This is a genomic window from Nocardia xishanensis NBRC 101358, assembly GCF_001613365.1.
In the GTDB taxonomy this organism is placed as follows: domain Bacteria; phylum Actinomycetota; class Actinomycetes; order Mycobacteriales; family Mycobacteriaceae; genus Nocardia; species Nocardia xishanensis.
On sequence record NZ_BDCF01000014.1, the window covers coordinates 96,283 to 116,308 of the forward strand.

Consider the following 20,026-nt stretch of genomic DNA (forward strand, 5'->3'; position numbering starts at 1 on the left):
TCCGGGAGCGGCCGAACTGGCAGACTCCAGAGCATGCGCGGAATCATCTTGGCGGGCGGCACCGGTTCCCGGCTTCACCCGATCACGCGCGGGGTGAGCAAGCAGCTGGTGCCGGTCTACGACAAACCGATGGTCTACTACCCGCTGTCCACCCTGATGCTCGCGGGCATCAAGGACATCCTGGTGATCACCACACCGGAGGACGCCGCGGCGTTCGCCAGGCTGCTCGGCGACGGCTCCCAGTTCGGCATCTCGATCAGCTACGTCGTGCAGCCCGAGCCGGACGGCCTCGCGCGCGCCTTCGTGCTCGGCGCGGATCACATCGGCAGCGAGTGCGCCGCGCTCGTGCTCGGCGACAACATCTTCCACGGCCCCGGGCTGGGCACCAGCCTGAACCGGTTCGCCGGGATCGACGGCGGTGCGGTGTTCGCCTACTGGGTGTCGGACCCGACCGCCTACGGCGTCGTCGAGTTCACCGAAGGACGTGCGGTGTCGATCGAGGAGAAGCCCAAGGTCCCGCGCTCCAACTACGCGATTCCCGGGCTGTACTTCTACGACAACGACGTGGTGGAGATCGCCCGCGGCCTGCGGCCTTCGGCCCGCGGCGAATACGAGATCACCGACATCAACCGCGCCTACCTGGAACAGGAACGGCTGCGGGTCGACGTGCTCGCCCGCGGCACCGCCTGGCTGGACACCGGCACCTTCGACTCGCTGCTCGACGCCGCCAACTACGTGCGCACCATCGAGGAGCGGCAGGGTCTGAAGATCGGCGTGCCGGAGGAGGTCGCCTGGCGGATGGGGTATATCGACGACGAGCAGTTGCGCGCCCGCGCCGAGCCGCTCGTCCGATCCGGCTACGGCGGCTACCTGCTCGATCTGCTGGAACGCGGACGGGATTGGTGAGCATGCAGATTCGGGAGCTCGCGGTGCCCGGCGCCTGGGTGGTCACCCCGCGCCGGTTCCAGGACGAGCGCGGCACCTTCGTCGAGTCGTTCAAGGCCTCCGAGTTCGAGAAGGCGACCGGGCGGCCGTTCGAGCTGCACCAGGTGAACTGCTCGGTCTCGGCCGCGGGCGTGCTGCGCGGCATCCACTACACCGAAGACCCGCCCGGCCAGGCCAAATACGTGACGTGCGTGCGCGGCGCCTTCCTCGATGTGGTGGTGGATCTGCGCCCCGGCTCGCCGACCTACGGCCGCTGGGACAGCGTACTGCTCGACGACGTGGACCGGCGCTCGGTCTTCCTGTCCGAAGGACTCGGCCACGCCATCCTCTCGCTGGAGGACGAGTCGACGGTCACCTACCTGTGCTCCATCGAGTACACCCCCGAATTGGACCGGGACCTGGACGCTTTCGACCCGCGGCTTGGCATCGAATGGCCGAAGGTCGGCCGCGACGGCACGCCGCTGACCTATCTGCGCTCCCCCAAAGACGCCGCCGCGCCGCCGTTCTCCTGAGTTCTCCGAAAAGCCGGACGCCACGCCCGGCAGCGGGTGCTGCCGGACGTGGCGTCCGATTGTCGCCGGCTGCTGCGGATCAGCCGACGAGCTCTAGCTCCGGTTCGGCGGCAGCCTGCTTGCCGCGCTTCGGCACGAAGGCGAGCAGGGCGACCAGCGCGCCGACGATGGCCACGCCCGCGGCGAATGCCAAACCGGGACGGTAGGTGTCGAGCATGTCAGCGGGCGAGTCGCCGTGCCCGCCGGAGGAGATGATCGCGGTGGTCACCGCGAGCACGATGGCCGCGCCGACCTGCATGGAGGTCTGCAGCACGCCCGCGGCCAGCCCCTGCTCCTCGTCTTCGATGCCGTTGGTGGCCTGGATGTTGATGGCGGGGAAGCCGATCCAGCCGATGCCGATCAGCAGGACAGCGGGCAGGATCACCGTCAGGTAGGACGGGTCGGTGTTCAGCCGCAGGAACAGCAGGTAGCCGATCCCCATCACGACCATGGTCACGGCGATGATCGGGCCGGTGCCGAAGCGGTCGACCAGCTTGTCGGAGAACACCGCGGAGAGCGAGACGAGCAGACCGACCGGCAGCAGCGCGAGCGCCAGCTTCAGCGGCGACCAGCCGAGGGTTTCCTGCATGTACAGGGTCACGATGAACTGCCAGCTGAAGTACGAACCCGCGACCGCGACGATGGCGAGGCTGGCGCGGATCAGCGAGGACTTGCGCAGGATGCCGAGGCGGACCAGCGGGTGCGCGACCCGCCGCTCGACCGCGAGGAAGGCGGCGAACAGCGCGATCACCGCGACGAACGAACCCAGGGTTCGCGCCGAGGCCCAGCCCACTTCGGGAGCGGTGACCACCGTGTAGACCAACAGCAGCATGGCGGCGGTGGAGAACACCGCGCCGAGGATGTCGTGGCCGCCCTCTTCCGCAGGCTTGTCCTTGGGCACCAGCACCCATGCGGCTGCCAGCGCGGCCAGCGCGATCGGCACCGGCAGCAGGAAGGTCCAGCGCCAGCCGACGCCGGTCATCAGTCCGCCGAACAGCAGGCCGGACGAGTAGCCGCCCGCGCCGAACACGGTGTAGATGGACAGCGCCTTGTTGCGGGCGGGGCCCTCGGCGAAGTTGGTGGTGATGATCGACAGACCGGTCGGCGCGGTGAACGCGGCGGCCAGGCCCTTGACGAAACGGGTCAGGATCAGCAGCGGGCCCGAGCTGACCAGCGCGCCCGCGAGCGAGGCGAGTGCGAAGACCGCCAGCGCGATCAGGAAGACCTTGCGGCGCCCGAGCAGGTCGGCGGTGCGGCCGCCGAGCAGCAGCAGGCCGCCGTAGCCGAGCACGTAGCCGCTCACCAGCCACTGGAGGGTCGAGGTGGACAGATCGAGTTCGGACCCGATGGAGGGCAGCGCGACACCGATCATCGAGACGTCGAGACCGTCGAGGAACAACACGATGCAGAGAGTGATCAGCATGCCCCAGAGCCGGGCGGACCATCTGGTCGGATCGATCGCCGTTGCGGCGGCCGAAAGCGTTGCTGGTGAAGTCATGCGGAGGACATTACATGCGCACGCATTAAATGCCAACACATTAAATGCCGTTGCATGCATCTGCCCTTGGCACTAAGATGAGGCCATGTCGAAGCCGACCACTGACACCGCTCGGCGCACCGTCGCGCCCACCGAGCTGGTTGGCGAATGGCGCGAGCTCCTCGACCGGCACGCCACCGTCAGCTGCGCGCTGGAAAAAGAGCTGCAGGGCAGGCACAAGATGGGGCTCAGCGAGTTCGAGACGCTGGACCGGCTGGTCGATGCCGACTGCGGCAAGTACCGAATGAGCGATCTGGCCAACGACATCTACCTGAGCCAGAGCGCGCTGTCCCGCGCCGTGGCGCGGCTGGAGCGCGACGGACTCGTCGAGCGCAGCATGTGCTCCGACGACCGGCGCGCGATCTTCGTCTGCCTGACCGAAAAGGGCAAGCAGGTCTACGAGCAGGCACTGCCGACGCATCGCGAAGTACTCGGCCGCACCTGGCAGTAGGCAGCCCGTCGAACACTCCGGCCGAGTGCGGGTTTCCCGCGGAGCTCGTCCGATCAGGCGATAGCGGCCCGAGCGTCGTCGAGCACCTGGCGCGCGTCCACCGCGACCGACCTGATGTCCGCGAAAGCCTTCCGGTACCGGTCGATTTCGCTGTCCTTGTCCAGGTAGACCGGTCCGGTGAAGGCCTCGACGTAGACCACGGGCGGCTCGGGCTCCTCACCCATGCGCCCCTCGGGGAATTCGAGCATCACGAACCGGCCCGACTCCATCCCGGCGTGGTAGCCGGATTCCGGTGGCACCGTCTGGAGCCGGACGTTCGGCAGGTCGCTCATGCGCCGCAGGTGCTCGAGCTGGGCCGCGGCCACTTCTGCGCCGCCGACGCGCCGCCACAGCACCGCCTCGCTGATCACCACGTCCAGCTGCACCGGAGATTCGCCACGGGTGATCAATGCCTGTCTGGCCAGCCGCAACTGAACCCTGCGATCGATCTCGGCGAGCGAGGCGTCCGGCCGCGCCGCGCTCAGGATCGCCCTCGCATAGGCCTCCGTCTGCAAAAGCCCTGGCACCAGCTCGTTCTCGTAGGTCGAGAGCTGACGCGCCGCCTCCTCCAGACCGATGTAGATCTCGAAACCCTCGCCGAGCACATCGCTGTACGCGGTCCACCAGCCCCTGGCCTTGGTCTCCTTGGCCAGCGCGGTGAGCGGGCCGACGAGATCGCCGGGGGCGCCGTAGATCTTGCACATCGCCTCGACGTCGAGGCTGCGCAGGGAGGTCTGCCCGGTCTCGATCCGCCAGATCTTCGCCTCCGACCATTCCAGTTGCTGGGCGGCCATTCTGGTGGTCATCCTGGCGCGGTTTCGCAGGTCGCGGAGGTGTCGGCCGAGTTGCCGACGCGGCATGGTCGATCCGGTTGTTCCCTGCGGTAAAGCCATGCTTTCCCCCTCGCGCCAGGCGTCGATGTGACACGGCGAAAACGTTGCGTGCCGCCGATACCGACGCTCTCTACCGAACATCCGGAACCTTCCCGCACGCTCGAACAGCATTGTTTCACAGCGAAACTCACCTAGCGCAGGATTGCTGGCCCAGGCAGGCCGATGGCTCGAGAGAGACAATAAGGTTCGGCATAGTCATCCCATGGCAACCCTGTCGGGTTGCCTACTTGCGCGAACCGCGCTTGCGGAAGCGCCAGAACTGCACCGCGCGCACGTCCTCGGAGAGCTGGTTCACCGGCTCGGCGACATCCGCAAGCGCCTGGAACAGATCGTCGGCCAGCTCGCTGATGTGCTGCACCCGTGTGGCCAGCCGCGAGGCGTTGACCAGGAATTCCAGCATCAGGCGCACAGCGGCGGCGATCGAGAGACCGAGCGGCAGCGCGACCAGGCCGGCCAGCACGCCGAGCACCGCCGAAACCTGCCACATCCACACCGTTATGCCGATCGGGACGGTGAAGGCGAAGATCAGGCCGAGCAGGTAGGCCAGCGGCAGCAGCGTGGTGGTCGCGCTCCGGTGGAACTGCACGTCGACAAGGGCGCGCGCGGTCTCGGCGCTCCACTGCCGGAAGGCAACCGGGCTACGGAACGGCTCGGCGGGCTCCTCGTCACGCTCGCCCGCCCTGGTGAAGCGCCTGGTGGCCGACTCTTTCCAAGCGATCCAACGAGATTCGGTCTCGTACTCCTCCGGATCGGGCACCGGAGTCCCGCTCGATTCCTCGGTCATGTGCCGAATCCTGCACGCATTTCCCGTCCCGGACCAGCCCCGGGAACGTCACAGCCGGGACACAGCGACGCGACCCGAAGTTGGCCCGTGTCAGCGACCCGTACGACCCCGACCGGACCCCCTCCGGATGAGATGTACTGCACAGTTCGAAAAAGTTCGGCGGATCGCGTAACGCCGGGGCCACCGGCCCTCGATACGACCCATGAACGCAGGACCCAGATCTATCGGGGAATGGAGAAAAACAGTGCGAACCTCGTTTCCGACTACCGTCTCCGCGGCCGACATGGACGCCGCGGCGCAGGACTACATCCAGCGCGGGTGGACGGTCGCCGAAACGGCCAACGGGATCTGCCTGATCACCGATGACGAGATTTCCGGCATCGAGGTCAGCGGCGAACTGGCCGGCGCGGTCCGACGCTTCCTGCGCGCCAACAACCTGTCCGGCCCGGTGATCGAGTTCCCCGGTGCCGACCGCCGCGAGATCCACCTCGTCACCGGCGTGCGCAAGGCCGCCATGGCGCTGGAGGCGCTGCGCGAGGCAGGCGCCACCGTGTACACCGACGGCGCGGGCGTCCCGCTGCCGCCGAGCAAGCTCTCGGCCGGGTCGGCCTGCTGGGGCGTCGCCCCGCACGAGGCCCGCTGGGTGCCGCCGGTCGTCGCGATCAGCGCCGCCGTGCGTTCGGCCGCCACCCGGCGCCGCGCGCAGCTGACCAGCGTCGCCTGCTGACGGCTTCCCCTGAGGCAGGGGCGGCCCGCACTACCGGCCCTGAACGACCGGCATCCGTTCGACGGATGCCGGTCTTCCTCGTTTCTCGAGCACGGATCGCGACTATGGGACATCGTCCAAAAAATGTCGCAAATTTGCCTTCCCTCCCGCCGACCGCCAAGTCAAGATGGGGTATGGCTCCGATCACAGACCTCTCCCGCAACCTGTTGCGCACCTGCCCGCTGTGCGAAGCGGTGTGCGGGCTCGAGATCACCCTCGACGGCGACGACCACGTCACCTCGATCCGCGGCGACAAGCAGGACCCCTTCAGCAAGGGCTTCATCTGCCCCAAAGGCGCCAGCCTCGGTCATCTGGACGAGGACCCGGACCGGGTCACCGAACCGCTGATCCGTGACAGGGCGACCGGCACCTGGCGCACCGTGAGCTGGGACGAGGCCTTCGACTACATCGCCGAACGCTTCCCGCCGATCCTCGCCGGGCACGGGAACCAGGCGGCCGCACTCTATCTGGGCAATCCGAACGCGCACACCGTCGCAGGCGCGCTGTATCTACCGGTGCTGTTCCGCGCGCTCGGCACCAAGAATCTGTTCTCCGCGAGCACCGCCGACCAGATGCCCAAGCAGGTGGCCAGCGGGCTGATGTTCGGCGATCCGCTCACCGTGCCGGTACCGGATCTGGACCGCACCGACTACCTGCTGATGCTCGGGGCCAATCCACTGGAGTCCAACGGATCGCTGTGCACCGCGCCGGATTTCCCCGGCCGGTTGAAGGCGCTGCGCAGGCGCGGCGGCCGGTTCGTCGTGGTGGATCCGCGGTTGACCCGCACCGCGAAGCTCGCCGACGAGCACCTGTTCGTGCGGCCCGGCACCGACGCCTATCTGCTGTTCGGCATCGTGAACACGCTATTCGCCGAGGGACTCACCGACGTGCGGGTCGAGGTGGCGGGCCTGGACGAGTTGCGCGCGGCCGCCGCCGATTTCACACCGGACGTCGTCGCGGCCCGCACCGGAGTGACCGCCGAGACGGTCGTCCGCATCGCTCGCGAGCTGGCCGCGGCCCCGACCGCGGCCGTGTACGCCAGGATCGGCACCTGCACCGCCGAATTCGGCACCCTGACCCAGTGGCTCGTCGACGTGCTCAACGTGCTGACCGGCAATCTGGACTCGCCGGGCGGCGCCATGTTCGCCACCGCCGCCGCGGGCGGCGTCCCACGCACCAAACCGTTCCGCACCGGCCGCTGGACCAGCCGGGTACGCGGTCTGCCCGAGTCGATGGGCGAGCTGCCGGTGGCCACGCTCGCCGACGAGATCCGCACGCCGGGCGAGGGTCAGGTGCGCGCGCTGGTGACGGTCGCGGGCAACCCGGTGCTCTCCGCGCCGAGCGGACCGCGGCTGGACGAGGCGTTCGCCGGGCTGGAATTCATGGTGAGCGTGGACCGCTACGTCAACGAGACGACGCGGCACGCCGATGTCATCCTGCCGCCGCCGCGCCCGCTGCAGTCACCGCACTACGACTTCGCGCTGCTCCAGTTCGCGGTGCGCAACTACACCCGCTATTCGCGCCCGCTGGTGCCGCTGGGCGACCGCCCTTCGGAGGCGGGCGTGCTGGCCCGGCTCGGCGCGGCGCTCACCGGCAGGCCGCACAACGGCACCGGGGACCAGGACCCGCTGACCATGGTGGACGAGCTGGTCATCGCGGGCATGCTGCACAAGGCGGGCATTCCGGAGCGTCGGCCGGAACTGCACGGGGAGACCAGCACCGAGCAGCGCATCGACCTGATGCTGCGGCTCGGGCCGTACGGCGAGTGGAACGGCGGCACTCTGAATCTGCAAGCGCTGCTGGACAACCCGCACGGCATCGATCTCGGCCCGCTGCGGCCCCGGCTGCCGGAGGCGCTGCGCACCGCGTCGAAACGAGTGGAGCTCGCGCCGGAACCGCTGCTCGCGGACACGGCGAGGCTGCGCGCCAAACTGGCCGAGGACGCGCCCGATTTCGTGTTGATCGGACGGCGGCATCTGCGGTCCAACAACAGCTGGATGCACAATGTCGCGACCCTGGTGAGCGGTACCAACCGGTGCACGTTGCAGATCCACCCCGACGACGTCAACCGGCTCGGTCTCGGCGACCAAGCCGTGGTCAAGTCCGCGGCGGGGACATTGACCGTGCCGCTCGAACCGACCGAGGCGATCATGCCCGGCGTGGTGAGCCTGCCGCACGGCTGGGGCCACGACGGCAGCTCGCAGACGGTGGCCAAGGCCAACGCCGGGGTGAATGCCAATGTGCTGACCGATGATTCGGTGGTCGACGTGCCATCGGGGAACGCGGTGTTCAACGGCGTGCCGGTGACGCTGACGCCCGCGTGAGAACGCCCGCCGCAAGAAGCGACGCCGACCGGCCGGAAAGAATTCCGGCCGGTCGGAATTGAGCAAACTCGCGGAAACCCTTGCGCTAACGCCACATTCGGTGCATTCTCGATGGCGATTTCGTAGATCTGCCACACCCGAACCCATTAAAATGGACAGGATTTCGGTAAAGTCGCGGTTCAGCGTCGAGTCGCGCGGTACCCCGGACTCCGGCGACCAGAGGGGGCGCGATGCCCGGTACACGTTGCGGCAGTGATGGCGAGCGCGAGCTACAGGAAAGGTACGGCACAGAGGGCAGAGCCGACCGCTTCTACGCAGATCAGATGTTGGATCGGCTCAACGAGACGATGATCGAGTTCATCGGCAGGATGGACATGGCTTTCATCGCGACGGCCGACAAACACGGCGAATGCGACAACAGCTTCCGTGCAGGTCCCCCCGGATTTCTTCACGTGATCGACGAGCAGACGGTCGCGTATCCCGAATACCGCGGCAACGGCGTGATGGCCAGTCTCGGCAATATTCTGGAGAATCCCCATGTGGGCATCCTGCTAATCGATTTCGTGCGTGACCTCATCGGCCTGCACATCAACGGGTCGGCCCGCATCGTGGAGGACGCGACGCTGCGGCGCAGCGTTCCCGAGCTACCCGAGAACGTCAAGGGAAGGGCCGCGGAACTCTGGGTCGTGGTGGACGTCGAGGAGGCGTACATCCACTGCCGCAAACACATTCCGCACCTCGTGCCCGCAGAGCGCGAGAGGGAGTGGGGCACGGACAATGTGCGGGCGAAGGGCGGGGACTACTTCGGCGCGAAGGCGCAGTCCCGCGTCGAGCTCGCGGACGCCGCCGCGCCGGCCAGATGAGCGGCGCGCGGCGCGTCAGCGGATCTTGAAGATCACCAGGCGCTGCACGACGAAGTTGATGACGGTCGCGGTGCCCTGCGCGACGACGAACGCCAGCGGCACCCGCCACCACTGCTCACCGATCGCGTAGTACAGCACCTGGTTGATGCCTACCTGCACGGCGAAGGTCGTGGCGTAGAGCGCGACCACGGCGGCGAAGCGGGCGCGGCTCGGCGGCGCCTTGAACGTCCACCTGCGGTTGATCAGGTAGGCCGTCGTGGTGCCCGCGATGAAGCCGATGGACTTGGCGATCGAGACGGGCAAGCCGAGCACGTTCAGCAGCAGGACGTACAGCCCGAAGTCCACGATCGCCGACAGGCCGCCGGTCAGGGTGAACCGGATGATCTGCGTCTTCAGGTCGACTTCAGTACCGGCGGGCTCGTCGACCAGCGGCAGTTCGGCCGGGAGCGGCAGGTGGGGTTCGGCTTGCACGCGCACGAGCGTAACGGGCGCGACCCGACCCCGCCCCTCCTCGGCCCGCGGGGCCGTGACGACCGTCTCCATACTGATGAGTACGGAGACGGCAACCCCTTCGGCCGTCATGCCTGTAGCCTCTATGCCGATGTCCACGAAAGCTTCGACCGCCACCGCGACGAACGGTGACAGCGGGACCGCAGGTAGCACCGACAACGGCGCTGCGAGCGCCAACGGCTTCGCGTTGCCGACCCAGACCCGGGCGCTGACCGGGTGGGGTCGCACCGCACCGACCTCCGCGGAAGTGCTCTCGACCAGCGATCCGGAAGTGATCGCCAAGGCCGTGGCCATGGTCGCCGAGGACAACGACGGCAAGCCGGCCCATCTACGCCGCGGCGTGATCGCCCGCGGGCTCGGTCGTTCCTACGGCGACAACGCCCAGAACGCGGGCGGCCTGGTCGTCGACATGACCGCGCTGAACAAGATCCACCGCATCGACCGCGACACCCGGCTGGTCGACGTGGACGCGGGCGTGAACCTGGACCAGCTGATGAAGGCGGCGCTGCCGTTCGGCCTGTGGGTCCCGGTGCTGCCCGGCACGCGACAGGTCACCATCGGCGGCGCGATCGGCTCCGATATCCACGGCAAGAACCACCACAGCGCGGGCAGCTTCGGCAACCACGTGCGTTCGATGGAGCTGCTCACCGCCGACGGCACCGTGCAGCACATCACGCCGAAGAAGAACGCCAAGCTGTTCTGGGCCACCATCGGCGGCTGCGGCCTCACCGGCATCATCCTGCGCGCCACCATCGAGATGACGCCGACGGAGACCGCGTACTTCATCGCCGACGGTGACGTGACGGCCGGTCTGGACGAGACCATCGCCTTCCACAGCGACGGTTCCGAGGACCGCTACGAGTACAGCTCGGCGTGGTTCGACGCGATCAGCCCGGAACCCAAGCTTGGCCGGGCCGCCATCTCGCGCGGCAACCTTGCCAAGCTGGATCAACTGCCCAAGAAACTGCAGAAGGATCCGCTGCGGTTCAACGGCAAGACGTTCTTCACCTTGCCGGACGTGTTCCCGAACGGGTTGGCCAACAAGTACACCTTCACTCCGATCGGCGAGCTCTGGTACCGCAAGTCGGGCACCTACCGCGGTAAGGTGCAGAACCTGACGCAGTTCTATCACCCGCTCGACATGCTGGGCGAATGGAACCGCGGCTACGGCTCCAACGGCTTCCTGCAGTACCAGTTCGTGGTGCCGCCGGAGTCGGTGGACGAGTTCAAGCGGATCATCGTCGACATCCAGCGGTCCGGGTTCTACTCGTTCCTCAATGTTTTCAAGCTCTTCGGCCCGGGTAACCAGGCGCCGCTGAGCTTCCCCATGCCGGGCTGGAACATCTGCGTCGACTTCCCGATCTCGGCGGGCCTCAACGAGTTCGTCACCGATCTGGACCGCAGGGTGCTCGAATTCGGCGGGCGGCTCTACACCGGAAAGGATTCGCGCACTACCGCGGAGACCTTCCACAAGATGTACCCGCGGATCGACGAGTGGATCAAGGTCCGCCGGACTGTCGATCCCACAGGCGTTTTCATGTCCGATATGGCGAGAAGGCTGGAGCTTCAGTGATCAATGCCGTAGGCAACCCGCAGACCATCCTGCTGCTGGGCGGTACCTCGGAGATCGGGCTGGCGATCTGCGCCGAGTACCTGAAGAAGGGGCCGGCGCGGATCGTGCTGGCCACGCTGCCCAACGATCCGCTGCGCGAGGGCGCGGTGGCCCAGATGGAGGCCGCGGGCGCGAGCAAGGTGGAGGTCGTCGACTTCGACGCGCTCGACACCGACTCGCACCCGAAGGTGATCGACGCGGCCTGGTCCGGCGGTGACGTGGACGTCGCCATCGTGGCCTTCGGCGTGCTCGGCGACGCCGAACAGCTGTGGCAGGACCAGCGCAAGGCCGTGCAGGTCGCCGGGATCAACTACACCGCTGCGGTTTCCGTCGGCGTGCTGGTCGGCGAGAAGATGAAGGCGCAGGGCTACGGGCGCATCATCGCCATGTCCTCGGTGGCGGGCGAGCGGGTGCGCCGCTCCAACTTCGTCTACGGCTCCACCAAGGCCGGCCTGGATGGCTTCTACCTCGGCCTCGGCGAGGCGCTGCGGCCCTTCGGCCCGCGCGTGCTCGTCATCCGCCCCGGCCAGGTGCGCACCACGACCACCCTCGACCACTGGAAGGCCACCGGCGCCAAGGAAGCCCCGTTCACCGTCGACAAGGAAGAGGTCGCGGCGCTCGCGGTCTCCGCCTCCGAAAAGGGCAAGGAACTCATCTGGGCTCCCGGCCCCGTCCGCTTCCTGATGTCCGTCATCCGCCACATCCCCCGCCCCATCTTCCGCAAGCTCCCTCTCTGAGGGATCCCGCACCGAGAACTGCCGCGCCATCCCCGATGCCGCGGCAGTTCTCGTTCCGGTCCGCTCGCGCGGCGGTGCGACCCGGTCTTCTGCCTGTGTGCGGGGAGTTTGTTAGCGTGCGGTGCGAATCAGGGGCGGCGGTCGGTGGGTACCGGGCGCGGAGCCGACTACTGAGAGCGGAGGCGCTATGAGCACCACTGTCACGGAACAGAGCACCGCGACCCCACCGGGGCGGATGTCGCTGTTCCTGCGGCAGGTGGGGGCCGGGCTCGGTGAGGGCCTGCTCGCGGCGGTGGTGGCCGCGGTCGTCGCAGCGGTTGGGCTGGTGGCCTTTTCGCTGGTGCACTGGCCCGCGTTCAACTCCTCCAATGTGACTCGCGCGTTGACGACTGCTGGGCAGGTCGCGGCGGCGACGATGCTGGTCGCCGCGATCTGGCTGCTGCGGGTGCACAAGTGGCCCTGGGTGGCGAAAGTGCTTTCCTGGGTGGGCATTTCGGCGTTCGTGACGGTGACGCTCGGGATGCCGCTCGCGGCGACGAAGCTGTACCTGTTCGGCGTGTCCGTCGACCAGGAGTTCCGCACCGAGTACCTGACGCGCCTCACCGACAGTGCGGCGCTGCGCGATATGACCTACGTCGATCTGCCGCCGTACTATCCGGGCGGCTGGTTCTGGGTCGGCGGCCGCGTGGCGAACGTGCTGGGCATGGACGGCTGGGAGGCGTTCAAGCCGTACGCGATCGGCTCGCTCGCGGTGGCCGCGGTGCTCGCGCTCGTGCTGTGGACCCAGCTGATCCGCGCCGACTCGGCCGTCGCGGTGACCGCGGCGACCACCGCGGTGGCGGTGACCTACGCATCGCCCGAGCCGTACAGCGGCGTGATCGTGCTGCTGCTGCCGCCCGCACTGGTCCTGGCTTGGGGCGCGTTGTACCGGCCGCTCGAGGACGCGCGCGGCAAAGAGAACGCGCCCGACGCTCCGCGAACCGCGGGCGGCTGGGGCGCGGTGATCGGCACCGGCCTGTTCCTCGGCATCGCCGCGACCTTCTACACCCTGCACTTCCTCGTCGCCGCCTTCGCGATCGCGCTGATGGGACTGCTGGCGATGGGGCTCGAGATCCGGCAGCGGCGGACATGGCGCGCGGCCGTGCCGCCACTGCTGCGCCTGCTGGCGATCGCCGCGATCTCCGGGCTGATCGCGCTGGTGTGCTGGGGCCCGTATCTGGTGAAATCGCTCGCCAGCAAGACACCCAGCTCCGGCACCGCACTGCACTACCTGCCGAAGTCGGGCGCGGAGCTTCCGCTACCGATGGTCGAGTTCACGCTGCTCGGCGGACTGTGCCTGATCGGAACCGTGTGGCTGGTGGTGCGCGCGGGCTCGTCGCGGCGCGCGCAGGCGCTCGGCATCGGCGTGGTGGCGATCTACCTGTGGACGCTGCTGTCCATGCTGGCGACGGCGGCGGGCACCACCCTGCTGTCGTTCCGGCTCGAGGCGCCGCTGATGGTGCTGCTCGCCGCGGCGGGCGTTTTCGGTTTCGTCGAGGGTGCGCGCGCCGTGTACCAGGGATTCGGCGAACCCCGGCGGTTCCGGCTCGCCGTGGTCGCGATCGCGATCATCGGCGCGCTCGCGTTCGTACAGGACATCCCGCACGTGCTGACCCCGGAGATCACCACCGCCTACACCGACACGGACGGCGACGGCAACCGCGCCGACAAGCGCCCGGCCTCCGCGGTCTCCTACTACGACGAGATCGACGCGGCGCTGCTCGCTCAGACCGGCCGCCCGCGCGACGAGACGGTCGTGCTCACCGCCGACACCAGCTTCCTCTCCTTCTACCCCTACTGGGGTTTCCAGGCGCTCACCTCGCACTACGCCAACCAGCTCGCCGATTTCTCCGGACGGGCGGCGGCCATCAGGGACTGGAGCAAGCTGGATTCGCCCACCGAGCTGCTGGACGCGATGGCGCACAGCCCGTGGCGCGCACCCGACGCCTTCCTGTTCCGCCGCGGTGACGACGCGTACACCTTGCGCCTGGCCGAGGACGTCTACCCCAACGACCCGAACGTGAAGCGCTACTCGGTGAGCTTCCCGAAGCAGCTGTTCGACGATCCCGCCTTCATCACCACCGACATCGGGCCGTTCACCCTTGTCACCGTCCGTCGCTGAAATCCGCAGGTCACCGGCCCGACCACGACGCGGATGTGTCGGCGAGGCCGTTTCTGGTTAACCGACGGACTGGGCGTCTTCCCGGCCTGCGCGGATCTCGACGGCTGCCATCCGGTCGACCATGCACCGCGCGGGTTCGGCGGACGCCCGCTATCGGCCGCCGTCGCTATCGTGGGCGGCTGATTTCCGGCAGGGCAGAGGGAGAGTTAGCGCGTGCGGTTGGACAGCGCCGATCGGGAGACAACACAGCGATCGGCGGGAGGTATCGCGGCCACCCGGCCGGGACTTCTCCAGCGCCCCGCGATCGCAGCGTCGCGCGTCCACCGGGCGGACCTGCTCGCCGCGTTCGTCTACCTGGCGCTGGCCACCGCGGTGCTCTCCAAGCAGTGGCGCGACACCGGCAGCGGCTACCTGATCAAGAGCGGTCAGGACCAGACCATGTGGGAGTGGTTCTTCGCGGTGACCGCGCATTCGGTCGCGCACCTGGACAACCCGCTCGGGACGAATCTGCAGAACTTCCCCGCCGGGGTGAACATGATGGCCAATACGGCCATGTTCGGCGTCGGCGTCCCGCTCACCCCGGTCACCCTGCTCTTCGGGCCGACGGTCACCTTCGTGCTCGCCCTCACCCTCGGCCTGGCCGCCACCGCCTACGCCTGGTACCGGCTGTTCGCGCGCGAGCTGGTGAGTTCGCGGGCGGCCGCGGCGATCGGCGGACTTTTCTGCGGCTTCGCGCCCGCGATGATCTCGCACGCCAACGCGCACCCGAACTTCGTCGCGCTGGCGCTGCTCCCGGTCATCGCCGGGCGGCTGATCCGGATGGCGCGCGCGGCGCTCGACGCGGAAGCCGCGCCGCGCAATCGGACGCGGGACGCGATCGTGCTCGCCCTGCTCATCGCCTCGCAGATCGCGCTCGGCGAGGAGCCGCTGCTGATCTTCGCGCTCGCGTTCGGATCGTTCGCGGTGGTCTATCACCTGCACCAGCCGCGAGTGGGCGTGCGGGCGCTGCGCGCAGTGGCCCCGACGATCGCGGCGGCCGCGGGGCTCACGCTGCTGCTCACCGCGGTCCCGCTCTGGTGGCAGTTCTTCGGGCCGCAGAGCTATCACACCATCGACCACGGTCCGATGGGCAACGACCTGAAGGCCCTCGCGCAGTTCCCGTCCGAATCCCTCGGCGGCGCGTGGTCTCCCGGTCAATACGTGGCGATCAACGACACCGAACAGAACGCGTACTTCGGTTGGCCGCTGCTGCTGGTGCTGACCGCCACTGTCGCGCTGCTCTGGCGCGATCGGGTGGTGCGCGCGGCGGCGGCGGTGATCGCGGTGTTCGGCGTGCTCTCGCTGGGCGCGGTGGCCACCGTCGGCAAACGACCCACCGGCGTCGAATTGCCGTGGGCGCTGGCCGAGAAGATCCCGCTGCTCGATTCGGTGCTGGAGACCCGGCTGACGATGGCCGCCGTCCCCGCGATCGCCGCGGTGCTCGCACTGGCCTCCGATCGCGCCGCGGCCTCGTGGAAGCAGTCGGCGACGGACTGGAAGCCGCTGGCCTGGTTCGCGGCGCTGACCTTCGCGCTGCTCCCGTTGACGCCGACGATCCTGCCCGTCACCGACCGCGCGCCGACGCCGCGATTCTTCGCCGACGGCACGGTGCGGCAGTACGTGCGCGACGGTTCGGTGGTCATGATCCCGCCGCCCCGGCCGCCGGACGCGAGGGCGCTGCGCTGGCAGGCCGACGCGGGCTTCACCTTCCCGCTGGCGGGCGGCTACTTCGTCGGGCCTACGGGCGTCGAGAGGAAGGGCAGCTACGGGCCCGAGGCGCGGCGGACCACGGCGCTGCTGGTGAAGGCGCTGGACACCGGAGCGGTGCCGCCGATCGGCGCCGAGGAACGCGACGCGGCGCTGGCGGACTTGCGGTACTGGCGGGCGGACATCCTCGTACTGCCGTCGTCGGCCCACTCCGACGTGCTGACCAGCACCGTCACCCAATTGCTCGGGTTCGCCCCGGCCCGCGTCGACGACGTGTGGCTATGGGACGTTCGCGGCTTGCGCTGAACCGACGCGATACGCCGCACCCGCGTGCCGAGAGTCACGATCGCGGGGTGGATAGCATGAACGACCGTGCGACCGGACCGATCTTCTCGAGCGTTCACCAGATACCGCCTGATCGCCCTCGTCTCCGGGCTTCTCGGATTCGTGCTGGCGCTGCTCACACCGCTGTTGCCGGTGCGGCAGGACCAGGCGACGCTCGACTGGCCCCAGCCGGGCGCCGCCGAGGTCGAGGCGCCGCTGGTGTCGTACGTGCCGCTGCGGCTGGAAGCCACGCTGCCGTGTTCGGCGCTGCAATCCGGCGCGGACACGCTGCTGTCCACCATTCCGGTCGCCTCCGGCCAGGCCAGTCCCAAGGGGTTGGTGATCTCGGTCGCCGACGGCACGCTCTCGGTGCTGCAACGCGACATTCCGCTGCTGTCCGCGCCGGTCGCCGAGATCGGGTCGTGCGGTGGCATCGAGATCTCCTCGACGGCGGCCGCCACCACCGTCGAATTCACCGGCGTGCGACGTGCGGACGGCACCGCCTTCCGCAACACGATCGATCGCGACATCCGCCCGCAGCTGGTCGGCGTGTTCACCGACCTGTCCGCCGATCAGCTCGGCGGCGCCCGGCTGCACGCCGACATCGACTCGCGGTTCTCCTCCACGCCGAGCGCGCTGAAGCTGGCCGCCATGATCGCGGCCGCGGTCGGCACGATCATCGCGCTCGTCGCACTGCACGTGCTCGACACCGGCGACGGCAGGCGCGCCCGCCGCTTCCTGCCCGCGCACTGGTGGCGGTTCACCCCCGCCGACGCGGTCGTGCTCGGCACCCTTGCGGTCTGGCACGTCATCGGCGCGAACACCTCCGACGACGGCTACATCCTCAATATGGCCAGAGCCTCGGAACATTCGGGCTACATGGCCAACTACTACCGCTGGTTCGCGGTCCCCGAGGCGCCGTTCGGCTGGTCCTACGAGGTGCTGGCCTGGATGACCAAGATCTCCGACGCCAGCCCGTGGATGCGCCTGCCGACGCTGCTCGCCGGGATCGTCTGCTGGCTGGTGATCAGCCGAGAGGTGCTGCCACGCCTCGGCGCACGGGTTCGCCGCAACCGGGTCGCGCTGTGGACCGCGGGACTGGTCTTCCTCGCCTTCTGGCTCCCTTACGACAATGGGCTGCGCCCGGAACCGCTGATCGCCGCGGGCGCGCTGCTCACCTGGTGCTCCATCGAACGCGCCATCGCCACCGGCAGGCTGCTGCCCGCCGCCGTCGCGGTGCTGATCGCGGCCTTCTCGCTGGCCGCCGGTCCGACCGGCCTGATCTGCGTCGCCGCGCTGATCGCCGGATCGCGCCCGGTGCTGGAGATCATCGTCAAGCGGGCGCGCGGCACGTCCACGGACTCGGTGGGCGCCAAGGTTTTCCGCTATTCGGCGCTGCTGCTTCCCGGTCTCGCGGCCGGAACCTTGGTGCTGATCGCGGTTTTCGCGGACCAGACCCTGGCGACGGTGATGGAGGCGACCCGCGTGCGCACCCTCGTCGGGCCGAACGTGGCCTGGTTCGACGAGCGCACCCGCTGGGATTCGCTGCTGATGCTCGCGCCGGACGGCTCGCTGTCCCGGCGCTTCGGCGTGCTGGTCATGCTGTTGTGCCTGCTGGTCTGCGTGCTCCAAGTGTTGCGCAAGGGCCGCATCCCCGGCACCTCGCGCGGTCCTTCGGTGCGCATCCTCGGCATCGTCTTCGCCTCGCTGTTCCTGATGATGTTCACTCCGACCAAGTGGACCCACCACTTCGGCGTGTACGCGGGTCTGGCCGGATCGCTGGCGGCGCTGGCCGCCGTCGCGGTAGGTACCGCGGCGATTCGCTCCGCGCGCAACCGCGCGCTGTTCGCCGCCGCCGTGCTGTTCCTGCTCGCGATCACGTTCACCGGCTCCAACGGCTGGTGGTACGTGTCCAGCTACGGCGTGCCGTGGTGGGACAAGGCGCCGCTGGTGGCGGGCAAGGGCATCTCGACGCTGTTCCTCGGACTGACCGTCGTCGCGCTGCTGCTCGGGCTCTGGTTCCACTACCGCGAGCCCTACCGGCGCGAGAGGACCAAGGCCGCCAATGGTTTCGACAGACTGGCCTCCGCGCCCCTGACCATCGCCGCGGCTCTGCTGGTGCTGTTCGAGTTCGCCTCGCTGGCCAAGGCCGCGGCCACCCAGTACCCGGCGTACTCGATCGCCAAGTCGAATGTGGAATCGCTGCGCGGCAATCCGTGCGGGCTGGCCGACGAGGTGCTCGTCGAGACCGACACCGCCGATTCGCTGCTGCTGCCCTACGAGGGCTCGCCCGCCGACGGCCTGAATGCCGAGTCGAAGGGCTTCTCCCCCAACGGCGTCGCCGGCGACCTGACCGCCGACGCGGAGGAAACCACGACGGGCGGGGCGAACACGGTCGACAAGGACTCGAAGAACAAGACCACCAACACCACCGGCGCGGGCACCGGCGGCGGCTCCACCCAGCAGGCGGGCATCAACGGCAGCACCGTGGCGCTGCCGTTCGGGCTCGATCCAGCACGCACCCCGATCATGGGTTCCTACCAGGAAGGCGAGCAGAAGCAGTCGTCGCTGACCTCGCAGTGGTACCGCCTCGACCTCACCGACAGCATGCGCGACGATCCCGCCTATCGAGTGCTCGCCATCACCGCGGCGGGGCGGATCAGGTCGGTGGACGCCGACGGCGTGGTCACCTACGGCCAGGACCTGAAGCTGGAGTACGGCACTCGCGGACCCGACGGGGCGGTGACAGAGCTCGGCTCGGTGCAACCGCTCGACATCGGCCCCGCCCCCTCCTGGCGCAACCTCCGGGTGCCGCTGGATCAGCTGCCCGCCGAGGCGAACGCCGTGCGCCTGGTGGCGGTCGACAACGACATCACCGCCAAACAGTGGCTGGCCGTGACCCCGCCCCGCCTGCCCCGGCTGGCGACCCTGAATGCGGTTGTCGGACAGACTGATCCGGTGCTGCTGGACTGGCACGTCGGGCTGGCTTTCCCGTGCCAGCGGCCGTTCGACCACCACGACGGCGTCGCGGAGACGCCGAAGTGGCGCATCCTGCCCGACCGTGTCGGCTCGGACGCCTCCAACGCGTGGCAGGACGACATCGGCGGCGGCCCGCTCGGCTGGACCGGACTGCTGACGAAGGCCGAGACGGTGCCCAGCTATCTCGACCACGACTGGGCCCGGGATTGGGGTTCGCTGGAACAGTTCACGCCCTACGCACCCGACGCCGTCCCCGCGCGGATCGGCGTCACCCAGGTGACGCGCAGCGGGCTCGCGCAGGACGACCCGATCCGGGTGCGCTGACCCGGCCGCGAATCCGCCGGGACGACGGCGAGCCGGACACCGAACGGGTCGCGGGTCGCATACCGCAGGGGAGGCTGGACGGTCGGTTTCGAACCGCCGTCCCGCCGCGACCCCGCGTCTCGGCCTGCCTGTGAAACCCGCTGACGCACTGTCGGTTTCGATGAGGTGACACCTCCGTAACCGATGATTCGATTACGAGACGCGGGCGCGTTCGGACCGTAATCTTGTGAGCATGACAGCAGCCTTCGATGACATGGATCTCCGCGATCTCGTCGATCTGCTCACCGACGAGGAAAAGCGCGAATTACGCCCTGCGGTGCTGCGGGTGCTCGGCCGCCTCCCTTCCCAGGAGGTCCTGCGCCGCGAGCTCGGCCGCCGCTTGCTCGAGGTCTGAGCCGAACCCTTAAAGCCCACCTGCGGCTACCCGGCGAAAGCCGAAAAGCCGTGCCTACGACACTGTCCGAACCGCTCCTACTACGT

The 20,026-nt window shown here is 68.7% G+C and carries 16 protein-coding genes; 12 read left to right on the forward strand and 4 right to left on the reverse strand.

Going from position 1 to position 20,026, the window contains the following annotated elements:
- Nucleotides 1-33 precede the first annotated feature (33 nt).
- Complete coding sequence (gene rfbA, locus NX1_RS13795; RefSeq protein ID WP_068058351.1) at nucleotides 34-906, forward strand: glucose-1-phosphate thymidylyltransferase RfbA; 873 nt, start codon at nucleotides 34-36, stop codon at nucleotides 904-906.
- Between the two features lie 2 nt (nucleotides 907-908).
- On the forward strand, nucleotides 909-1,457 hold the full coding sequence (locus tag NX1_RS13800; protein ID WP_068058352.1) for a dTDP-4-dehydrorhamnose 3,5-epimerase family protein: 549 nt from the start codon (nucleotides 909-911) through the stop codon (nucleotides 1,455-1,457).
- A gap of 79 nt (nucleotides 1,458-1,536) precedes the next feature.
- On the opposite strand, the gene NX1_RS13805 is transcribed toward NX1_RS13800, so the two are convergent.
- A complete protein-coding gene (locus NX1_RS13805) occupies nucleotides 1,537-2,994 on the reverse strand; it encodes an MFS transporter (protein WP_068058354.1) in 1,458 nt (485 codons plus the stop codon).
- A gap of 85 nt (nucleotides 2,995-3,079) precedes the next feature.
- Between NX1_RS13805 and NX1_RS13810 the strand changes: the two genes are divergently transcribed.
- Entirely contained in the window at nucleotides 3,080-3,484 is a 405-nt protein-coding gene (locus tag NX1_RS13810) for a MarR family winged helix-turn-helix transcriptional regulator (protein WP_068058355.1), read from the forward strand.
- A 53-nt stretch (nucleotides 3,485-3,537) separates the two neighbouring features.
- Here the strand turns inward: NX1_RS13810 and NX1_RS13815 are convergent, their stop codons facing one another.
- On the reverse strand, nucleotides 3,538-4,416 hold the full coding sequence (locus NX1_RS13815) for a helix-turn-helix domain-containing protein (RefSeq protein ID WP_068058357.1): 879 nt from the start codon (nucleotides 4,414-4,416) through the stop codon (nucleotides 3,538-3,540).
- 223 nt (nucleotides 4,417-4,639) lie between these two features.
- Entirely contained in the window at nucleotides 4,640-5,200 is a 561-nt protein-coding gene (locus tag NX1_RS13820; RefSeq protein ID WP_068058359.1) for a DUF4282 domain-containing protein, read from the reverse strand.
- Between the two features lie 244 nt (nucleotides 5,201-5,444).
- Here NX1_RS13820 and NX1_RS13825 point away from each other — a divergent pair, with 244 nt between their 5' ends.
- The 3 genes from NX1_RS13825 (at nucleotide 5,445) to NX1_RS13835 (ending at nucleotide 9,153) form a co-directional block, all read left to right on the forward strand.
- On the forward strand, nucleotides 5,445-5,927 hold the full coding sequence (locus tag NX1_RS13825) for a hypothetical protein (RefSeq protein ID WP_068058361.1): 483 nt from the start codon (nucleotides 5,445-5,447) through the stop codon (nucleotides 5,925-5,927).
- 173 nt (nucleotides 5,928-6,100) lie between these two features.
- A complete protein-coding gene (locus tag NX1_RS13830; RefSeq protein ID WP_068058365.1) occupies nucleotides 6,101-8,290 on the forward strand; it encodes a molybdopterin oxidoreductase family protein in 2,190 nt (729 codons plus the stop codon).
- A gap of 230 nt (nucleotides 8,291-8,520) precedes the next feature.
- A complete protein-coding gene (locus NX1_RS13835; RefSeq protein WP_068058367.1) occupies nucleotides 8,521-9,153 on the forward strand; it encodes a pyridoxamine 5'-phosphate oxidase family protein in 633 nt (210 codons plus the stop codon).
- A gap of 15 nt (nucleotides 9,154-9,168) precedes the next feature.
- Here NX1_RS13835 and NX1_RS13840 read toward each other — a convergent pair whose 3' ends face one another.
- The gene (locus NX1_RS13840) at nucleotides 9,169-9,624 is read right to left on the reverse strand and encodes a GtrA family protein (protein WP_281216414.1); all 456 of its coding nucleotides are present in this window, start codon (nucleotides 9,622-9,624) and stop codon (nucleotides 9,169-9,171) included.
- Nucleotides 9,625-9,748: 124 nt separating this feature from the next.
- Here NX1_RS13840 and dprE1 point away from each other — a divergent pair, with 124 nt between their 5' ends.
- The 6 genes from dprE1 to NX1_RS36925 all read left to right on the forward strand — a co-directional run bounded on the left by dprE1 (nucleotide 9,749) and on the right by NX1_RS36925 (nucleotide 19,940).
- Complete coding sequence (dprE1, locus tag NX1_RS13845) at nucleotides 9,749-11,236, forward strand: decaprenylphosphoryl-beta-D-ribose oxidase (protein ID WP_245668491.1); 1,488 nt, start codon at nucleotides 9,749-9,751, stop codon at nucleotides 11,234-11,236.
- On the forward strand, nucleotides 11,233-12,012 hold the full coding sequence (gene dprE2 / locus NX1_RS13850) for a decaprenylphospho-beta-D-erythro-pentofuranosid-2-ulose 2-reductase (protein WP_068058369.1): 780 nt from the start codon (nucleotides 11,233-11,235) through the stop codon (nucleotides 12,010-12,012). The genes dprE1 and dprE2 overlap by 4 nt, the downstream gene beginning before the upstream one ends.
- A 235-nt stretch (nucleotides 12,013-12,247) precedes the next feature.
- On the forward strand, nucleotides 12,248-14,173 hold the full coding sequence (locus NX1_RS13855) for a galactan 5-O-arabinofuranosyltransferase (RefSeq protein ID WP_068058494.1): 1,926 nt from the start codon (nucleotides 12,248-12,250) through the stop codon (nucleotides 14,171-14,173).
- Nucleotides 14,174-14,386: 213 nt separating this feature from the next.
- Entirely contained in the window at nucleotides 14,387-16,225 is a 1,839-nt protein-coding gene (locus NX1_RS13860) for a glycosyl transferase (RefSeq protein WP_245668492.1), read from the forward strand.
- 66 nt (nucleotides 16,226-16,291) lie between these two features.
- Entirely contained in the window at nucleotides 16,292-19,546 is a 3,255-nt protein-coding gene (locus tag NX1_RS13865; RefSeq protein ID WP_068058371.1) for an arabinosyltransferase domain-containing protein, read from the forward strand.
- Between the two features lie 232 nt (nucleotides 19,547-19,778).
- A complete protein-coding gene (locus tag NX1_RS36925) occupies nucleotides 19,779-19,940 on the forward strand; it encodes a hypothetical protein (RefSeq protein ID WP_169812231.1) in 162 nt (53 codons plus the stop codon).
- Nucleotides 19,941-20,026 lie beyond the last annotated feature (86 nt).